8 protein-coding genes are annotated in these 8314 nt (G+C 61.8%); 4 read left to right on the forward strand and 4 right to left on the reverse strand.

What is annotated here, in order from left to right:
• Positions 1-87: 87 nt before the first annotated feature.
• The gene (locus tag B6V76_RS08500; RefSeq protein ID WP_088724518.1) at positions 88-1305 is read right to left on the reverse strand and encodes a CoA transferase; all 1218 of its coding nucleotides are present in this window, start codon (positions 1303-1305) and stop codon (positions 88-90) included.
• 85 nt (positions 1306-1390) lie between these two features.
• Between B6V76_RS08500 and B6V76_RS08505 the strand changes: the two genes are divergently transcribed.
• Both B6V76_RS08505 and B6V76_RS08510 read left to right on the forward strand, forming a co-directional pair.
• Positions 1391-2326: a hydroxymethylglutaryl-CoA lyase gene (locus B6V76_RS08505; protein WP_276206131.1), complete on the forward strand. Its 936-nt coding sequence runs from the start codon at positions 1391-1393 to the stop codon at positions 2324-2326.
• Positions 2327-2345: 19 nt separating this feature from the next.
• Entirely contained in the window at positions 2346-3017 is a 672-nt protein-coding gene (locus B6V76_RS08510; RefSeq protein ID WP_088724516.1) for a GntR family transcriptional regulator, read from the forward strand.
• A 34-nt stretch (positions 3018-3051) separates the two neighbouring features.
• Here B6V76_RS08510 and B6V76_RS08515 read toward each other — a convergent pair whose 3' ends face one another.
• Positions 3052-4656, reverse strand: coding sequence for a winged helix-turn-helix domain-containing protein (locus B6V76_RS08515; RefSeq protein WP_166504571.1), 1605 nt, complete (start codon positions 4654-4656; stop codon positions 3052-3054).
• 125 nt (positions 4657-4781) lie between these two features.
• Between B6V76_RS08515 and B6V76_RS08520 the strand changes: the two genes are divergently transcribed.
• Positions 4782-5537, forward strand: coding sequence for a dienelactone hydrolase family protein (locus B6V76_RS08520; protein ID WP_088727184.1), 756 nt, complete (start codon positions 4782-4784; stop codon positions 5535-5537).
• A 189-nt stretch (positions 5538-5726) separates the two neighbouring features.
• On the opposite strand, the gene B6V76_RS08525 is transcribed toward B6V76_RS08520, so the two are convergent.
• Complete coding sequence (locus B6V76_RS08525; RefSeq protein WP_088727185.1) at positions 5727-6260, reverse strand: hypothetical protein; 534 nt, start codon at positions 6258-6260, stop codon at positions 5727-5729.
• Between the two features lie 777 nt (positions 6261-7037).
• On the opposite strand from B6V76_RS08525, the gene B6V76_RS08530 reads away from it, so the two are divergent.
• A complete protein-coding gene (locus B6V76_RS08530; RefSeq protein WP_088727186.1) occupies positions 7038-7466 on the forward strand; it encodes a PACE efflux transporter in 429 nt (142 codons plus the stop codon).
• A gap of 612 nt (positions 7467-8078) precedes the next feature.
• Here the strand turns inward: B6V76_RS08530 and B6V76_RS08535 are convergent.
• On the reverse strand, positions 8079-8314 hold a 236-nt coding region (locus B6V76_RS08535), incomplete at its 5' end, for a zinc ribbon domain-containing protein (RefSeq protein WP_141104904.1).

Genomic DNA, 8314 nt, shown 5'->3' on the forward strand with positions numbered 1-8314 from the left:
CGACCTCTTTGCCGGCCTTTTGTCTGGCGAAATGCCATCAATGCCCGACGCGCGCTGCTCCTCCACGGCACGCGCCGAACGAAAAGCTCAGACGATCCCCGCCTCGCGCAGCTCCGCGATACGGTCGGAGCTCATGCCAAGCTCACCTCCCAGAATTTCCTCCGTGTGCTCTCCCAGTTCCGGCCCGACATGGCGGATCTCGCCGGGGGTGTCGGACAGGCGTGGCGCGACGTTTTGCATCTTGATCGAGCCGAAATCGCGATGCGGCAGCTCCACGATCGCCTCGCGCGCCTGAAAATGCGGATCGTCGATCATTTCGGCCGCGCTGTAGATCAGACCGCAGGGCACACCATGTTCGTGCAGCAACTCCTCAAGCGGCTTGAGATCGAGTGTCTTGGTCCATTCGTTGATCTTGCCGTCGAGCGCACGCATGTTCTTGCCGCGCGCCGAGTGGGTCGCGTAGCGCTCGTCCTCGGCGAGCTCGGGCTGTCCCATCGCGGCCGCCAATCTGCGGAACACCGTGTCCTGGTTGGCCGCGATCAGCAGCAACTTGTCGTCGCGGGTCTCGAAGACGTTCGAAGGCGAGACATTCGGCAGGGTCGCGCCCGTGCGCTGACGCACGTAGCCTGCGACATCATATTCGCTGACCGTGCTTTCCATCATCGCCAGAACCGCCTCGTAGATCGCGCTATCGACGACCTGGCCCTGCCCGGTCCGCTCACGCGCGTGCAGAGCCATCAGTGCGCCCATGCAGGCATAGACCGCCGCGAGTTCGTCGCCGATCGAGATGCCCATGCGGCTCGGCGGCGTCGAGGGATCGCCGACGACGTAGCGCAACCCGCCCATCGCTTCGCCAATCGCGCCATAGCCTGCGCGCTTGGAATATGGTCCGCTCTGGCCGAAGCCGGTGACGCGCACCATGATCAGGCGCGGATTGATCTTCTTCAGATCTTCATAGCCGAGGTTCCAGCGCTCCATCGTGCCGGGGCGGAAGTTCTCGATCAGGATATCGGTTGAGCGGATCAGCTCGCGCACGATCTCCTGCCCCTCCTCGGTGCGCAGGTTCAGCGTCAGCGACTTCTTGTTGCGCGCGACGACCGGCCACCAGAGCGATTTCCCATAGGGCTTTTCCTGCCCCCAGACCCGTAGCGGATCGCCGGAGCCGGGTTGCTCGCACTTGATGACCTCGGCGCCGAAATCGGCAAGCAGCTGCCCGCAGAATGGCCCTGCAAGCAATTGCCCCATCTCGAGCACGCGAACATCATTGAGCGGCCCGCTGCGCGCGGTTTCTGCCTTCGTGGCCATAGGGTATATCTTCCTCTTCCTCACATCGGCCCACCGAAGCGGACTCGACTCTCCTCGGAAATAATGCATACATTTTTGGAGTTGCGTGGCAACAATTTTTCTTCGGGAGGGCGAAATCTTGAGTAATAGCGTTGAAATCGTGGATGTTTCCTTGAGAGACGGCATCCAAAACGAGAAGCGGGCCCTCTCCGTGGATACAAAATTGGAGCTTTTGAAGGGCATTATCGGCGCCGGCGCGCGCCGGGTGGAGATCACCAGCTTCGTTAATCCCAAGAAGGTGCCGCAGATGGCCGATGCCGAGGAAATCTGCGCACGACTTCCCCGAGACGGGATGCGCTATATAGGGCTGGTGCTAAATCATCGCGGCTTCCTGCGCGCGCAGGTCGCTGGTGTCGACGAGATCAACTACGCGATCGTTCTCAGCGACACGTTCAGCCAGCGCAATCAGGGCATGACGACCGAGGAGGGCATCGCGCAATGGCGCGACATCGCCGCTGGCGCGAAGGGACGGCAGAAGACCAACGTGACCTTCGCCGCGGGCTTCGGCTGTCCTTTCGAGGGCGAGGTTCCGGTATCGCGGCTCACTTGGGTGCTCGATAAGGTTATGGAGACCGCGCCCGACGAATTGACCTTAGCTGACACGATCGGCGTAGCCTCGCCGCGCGACGTCACAGAGCGCGTCGCTGCCGTGCGCGAACGCTTTCCCGACCTGCCGATCCGCCTGCATCTCCACAACACCCGCAATACCGGGCTCGCGAATGCATGGGCGGGCTTTGAGGCCGGCGTGCGCTCCTTCGATGCGGCGCTCGGCGGTGTCGGCGGCTGCCCTTTCGCACCGCGCGCGACCGGCAATGTCCCGAGCGAGGATCTTGTTTACATGTTCGAACGCTCCGGTATTACAACCGGATACGATCTGGACAAGGCGATCGAGACGGCGAAGGCCCTCGAAGAGGCCGTGGGGCATACGGTGCCGGGGATGCTCATGAAAGCAGGCGGCTTCCCGAAGCCTCAGACGGCGTGATCCGGCGAAGGAGGGGGGAATGGGACACAAGGAGGAAAGCGGCGAAAAAATCGGCGCCGCCGAGCAGGCCTATCTTGCCATTCGGAAACGAATATTTTCGGGCCATTACGCCGAGAACGAGCGTGTCACCGAGGCCGAAATCGCGCAGAGCCTGAAGATGTCTCGCACGCCGATCCGCGAGGCGGTAAAGCGGCTCTTGCTCGAAGGGTTGCTGACCCGCGAGGCAGGCCCCGGCCTGCGCGTCGTGGGCCTCGGCCCCGACGAGATCGAGCAGATCTTCCAGATCCGCCTGCTGCTGGAATCCTATGCCGCGAAACGCGCCGCAGGCTTTGCCGACGCAGCCGAATGCGCCGAGTTGCAGCGCCTGGCCAAGCGCATGGCCGACCATGTGCCGCCGCGCGGCGATGCGGATTTCCAGGAGATCACCGAGGCGAACCGGGAGTTCCACCAACTGATCCTCGCGACCTCGCGCTCGCCGCGGCTGGAGGCGATGCTGTCTCTCGTAGTAAACCTCGCCCTCGTCGCGCGGACATTCCACAGCTATGACGAGGCGGCGATCCAGCGCTCCGCCGCGCATCATCAAGAAATCGCCGACGCGATCTGCTCGGGCGACCCGGATTGGGCGGAGACAGCGATGCGGACCCACCTGCACGCAGCCGCGACGACCGCGCGCAAGGAGTTCGGCGGCTAAGCGCGTGCCCCCTTGTCGCGCGCCTTTTCAACGCTCACTCTTCGGCCAAACCCGCCTTGCGAAACCCTTCCGCAAACCGCGCACGATAAGCCGCGTCCTGAATGGATGCGCTCTCGAGAAGGGCCGAGACGGTCGCCGAACGCCCAAGAGACTCGTATTCCATCGCCATCCACTCTGCCTCGTCGAGATTGCCCATCTGCCCGTAGGTCGCGATCAGGAAGCGATAGGGGAAGGGCGCGGTCGGGTTCTGATCGCGCGCTCTAACGAGCGCGATCTCGGCTGCGTCGTAGTCGCCCAGAAAATACCGCGCCATGCCCTCAGCGAGGTGATACCAGAATGGCGGAACAGGATTTCGGGCGAAGGCATCCGAAATCAGCGGAAGCGCCTCCTCGGCCTTGCCGATGAAGATGTAGGTATTCGCAAGGAATACATAAGCGTCGACGTAATTCGGATCGAGGCGGATCGCCTCGTTGTAGTGCAGGATGGCCTGTTCGAGATCGGGTGCGAAGCTGCGCGTGTAGAGCCGGCCCAGGGAGAAATGGGCGAAAGGCAGCTTGGGATCGAGGGTGACGCTTTTCTCGGCGGCCTCGAAGGCGGCGCGGATGTAACGGTCTCGATCCTGCGTCCAGTTATTTTCCACACGAAAGCTGTAGACCTGCGCAAGATGGGCATGGGCGAGCGCGAAGTCGGGATCGCGCCGAAGCGCAGATTTCAGCGCCTCCTCTGCGCGAAGATTGGTGTCGCGGCTATAGAGGTTCTCTAACTCGCGTCCGCGCAGATACGCATCATAGGCCGCAATATCCTCGGTGCCCCGGATGCCGAGCCGCTCACGCTCAGCCCGCGACAGGCGCACGGACAGCACGCGCATGATCTGCGCGAGCACCTTGTCCTGAAAATCGAAAAGATCTTCCACCGAGCCGTCATAGCGCTCGGCCCAGATATTCTGCCCAGTCCTCCCGTCGACGAGATTGGCGGAGACCCGCAGCGTTCGATCGACACGCCGCACTGAGCCTTCCAGCAGGTAATCGGCTTTGAGAATCTTGGCGACCTCCCGGATATCGCGATGCGCGTCAGCGAGCGGGAAGCTCGTGCCGCGCGCGAGGACCCGCATATCGGAGAGGCTCGAGAGGCTCACGATCAAGTCTTCGGCGACCCCATTGGAGAAGTAGCCTTGATCGACATCGCCGCTCATGTTCCGGAACGGCATGACGGCAATCGTCTTCGGGTCGGCAGTGGCTTTCGTCAAAGGCCAGAAAAATAGTCCCGCCGCAATCGCGACCATCATCACAGCCAGAACGGAAAGCGCTCCGAGACGCGCCCTAGTCCCCGTCGCGACCGGAGCATCAACCGCGAGGCGATATCCCTTGCGCGGCAGGGTCTGCAGCCGCTTCCCATCGCGCGGGCCGAGCGCCTTTCGGATTTCCGAGATACACTGAACGAGGCTGTCATCGGTGACATGCGTGTCGGGCCAGACCGCCTCCATGAGACGCTCCTTGCCAACCATCTCCCCCCGAGCGGCAAGCAACACCGCGAGCACTTTCGCCGATTGCGGTCGCAGGGACACGGCCCTTCGATGCCCCAGAAGCTCGCCGCTTTCCGGGTCGAAACGAAATCCGCCAATGCGGACGGTAGCCGTCATTTTTCGGCCTTTCTTCGGCGCTCTCTCAGGACTTTCGGGATCTTCGAGCGCCATTCTACCCCGAGCGACCTGTCTCGCAAATAGAGCCGTCGCACCGGAAACGCACATGAAATGGAGATAGACAGATGAAGATCACTATAGGCACCGCAATCGCACTCCTGATCGCCGGAGCGGCCGAGGCCGGAAGCGCGGTCGGATATTCTGCGGATGAAACTTCCTTCGAGGGCTATTTCGCGCCGGCACAGGATGCGCGCGCGACGGTCGTGATCCTGCCGACTTGGAACGGAATTTCCGATTACGAGAAGGATCGCGCCGAGATGCTGGCGGAAATCGGCTACGACGCTTTCGTCGGGGACCTTCACGGCAAAGGAAAACTGCCGCGCACAATGGAGGAAAAGGCGGCGGCGCATGATGCGCTCTTTGCCGATTCAGCGCGGCTGGAGGAGATACTCCTGGCAACGATTGCGACGGCGGAAGACTTGGGCGGCCCGGATATTCTTGTCATGGGATATTCGATGGGCGGTGGCGCCGCGATGGAAATCGTTCGCTCAGGGCTCGGCGCGGATATGGGGATCGACGGCTACGCGATCTTCTCCGGGCGCGTTTCCGATCCTGCGGGACGGATGATCCCGGAGGGCACGGCGCCGATCTTCGTGGCGCATGGCGAAGCCGATACACGCATTCCCGTGTCGCAACTGGTAAACTTCCGAGATGACCTCAAGATGGCGAATGTCGCACATCGGATTGAGACCTATCCCGGCGCGGGCCACCTTTTCTCCGCCTTCGGTTTCCCGAACTACGACCTAGAGACAGATCAAAAGAGCTGGGCAGCTTTCACCGAGTTTTTGAATACCACCTTCGCAGAAGACAAACGTAGTTGAACGATGCCAGGACCACTCCGACACCACGCGCCCGCACCCGTGCGGGCGTTTGCCTTTCAAAGGGCCCGAACCGCTACAAGCCTATTCGCGAAGAGCTACAATTGCGCTCGCCCAGACGACCGCGACATGAGAAAGCCCCCCGCCGCGTGCGACGAGGGGCTCCGGGGAGGATTTAGGTGTGAGGGTCGATCAGGCGTTGCCGTTGACCACGACGACCAGGTTGCCATCGGTATCGATGAATGCGGTTTCGACGTCATCTGCGGTGTAGCCGGTGCCGTCGAACACGCCGTCCGGCAGCTGGCTGTAATCGGCGTCGACGTCGGACCCGGCCGCGTTCTTCAGAGCCGCGGAGCCATTCTCGGCACCTTTGCCCTGCAGGTCGGACAGCGCGACGATCTCCACCTCACCGTCGGTGCCGACCTGATAATCGGAGAACTGATCGGTGGAGGCGGCACCGTTCGCCTTCAGGCTCGAGATGAGCTGACCGTAGGTCTTCACCGCCTCGCCTTGGCCCATGCCGGAGGTCGTGCCCGCATCCGCCGAGGCGCCCGTATCCACATTCGCGCCGACATCGGTGCCCGCACCCTGCGCAGCAACCGAAGCGCTGCCGCCCATGTCTGTCGAAACACCGGCAGCGGCGTTGCTATCCTGGGCGAAGGCCGCGAAGGGAGCCGCAGAGGCGAGAAGGCCGACGAGGGCGATCGATTTGAGGCTATAGGTCATAGTAATCTCCTTCCGATTTACGAGCCGACCATCAGCCGGCAGGGAGACAACACGACGGGGTAATGGCCGTTCCGGAGAGCGACCGGGCTCGGAAAAACCACGCCAAAACTTCGAAATTCATGAGCGCAAACACGCCGGAACACGACGATGTCCATGATTAAAATGCAGAAACCATCCGTTACGGGCCGGCGCTTGTGGGAAGGAGCGCAGGTTCTGGTCTTCAATCGAGCTAGGCGGCTGCGGCCTGAAGCATTCGAAGCGGCCCCGTGTGCCTGGGATATTAGCCACCTTTAGACCATTGACCATCTCCCGCATCCCTAGCGCAAAGCCTCAAAAGATCCGGCACGCTGTGGGAGCCGCAGGGGAGCCCCCTGGCGCTCGATTAACGCTACATGACGCTAGGAAGGTATATGGTCGAGCACGTAAAGCATCTGGACCGCAAGTGCTCGATAAACAGTCTAGAAGTTCGCGGTTCGCGATGTGGCATATCGTTTATTGAGCACTCCCTATTTGAAAGCTGGTATTTGAGAGGATGCTCGGCAGACCAGGAAACGAGCAGGAACGCATCTGCGAGAACTGACGCCAGATGCTGAGGCGAAAAGCTAGCTATAAGACAGACCATTGCTGGCTTTCTTGAAAGGCTGAATTGCGGGCCGGCGCGACCAGCGTCGGGTCCGGCTTGAAAAGCCAGCACGCGGGACCCACCATAGGGAAACCCGCCCCCTGCCCGAGCACACGGTCTGCCCGCTGGACCGCCTGACCTAACGAAGACTTTTCATGCGCAGCACCCCAGACCGTATCCGCCAGGCCGTGAGTTTCGAAATCATCGGGATCCTCATCGTGACGCCGCTCTTCGCCTGGGTCTTCGATCACCCCATGGGAGATATGGGCGTGCTGGTCGTTCTCGGGGCGACCGCGGCCACCGCCTGGAACTACCTTTTCAACCTGGCTTTCGATCACATCCTGCTCTGGCGTCGCGGCGATGTCCGCAAGACGATACCGCTCCGGATCGTTCACGCGGTGCTTTTCGAGGCGACGCTGCTCGCGCTGCTTCTTCCGATATTCGCATGGTGGCTCGAGACCTCCCTGCTGACCATTCTCATGATGGAAGCGTCTTTTGCAGGCTTCTATCTCGGCTACGCCTTCGTCTTCACTTTGGGATACGATACGATCTTTCCGCCGCAAGGACGCGAACGGATCGCGTGACGATGGAAGACGAAGCCGCGGGAGGGACTGCAGCCTTCCCATGCGCTGCACCACAGATCGTATTCGCCGAGCCGTGTGTTTCGAAATCATCGGCATCCTCACTGTGACGCCGATCTTCGCGCGGATGTTCCGCCACCCAATGGGAAATATGGGCCGGGGTGCCAGGCGCCATACCGGTCGAGGCTTGCTACCTCGGCTGGCAACAGTCACTGGAGAACCTTGCCCGACTCGTCGAACCGGAGATCAAGCAGTAGCCCGAGGTGTAAAGCTTGACTGTCGCAAGCAGAGGCACTCCGCGACCGAGTCTCGTTGATTGCGAAGGCTTAGGCGTTCTCGATGGTCTAGAGTCCCGAATATTCTATGCCGGTCGAGAGCCGGAACCAGCTCGCTCCCTCGACCCGAGCCGCTTCGATCAGCTCGCCGGGACGTAGCCGGGCTTGACCGGACGCTTCTCGGCTTGCGTCTCGGACAGGCCGTAGAACACCGCGAGGGGCCGCCAGACTTGTAATTCTTCATGAACCTGCCCCACCAATCTCGTAGGTTGGAAGGGATTTCGGATCAGGCGGCTGCCTGATCCCCGACCGTCCCGGCCAGCTTGATCGTTTCCGCGTTCTAGCGACGTCGGCTCTCCACGAGCCCCCAGTTCAGCAGGACGCGGGCCGCGGCCTCGTCTCGTCCGAGACGACAGCCACAGTCGCAATCATGATGGCGCTGCGCGAGCGTCTTCTTGCGCACCGCGCCGCAGTCCGGGCAGCGCTGTGACGGCTTCAGCTCTCGCGTCTTCGCCTCGAGGAACTCCGCACCAGCTTCTTCCGCTTTGTATCGGAGCATGTTCAAAAAACCGGCCG

Source organism: Thioclava sp. IC9, assembly GCF_002213225.1.
Classification (GTDB): domain Bacteria; phylum Pseudomonadota; class Alphaproteobacteria; order Rhodobacterales; family Rhodobacteraceae; genus Thioclava; species Thioclava nitratireducens.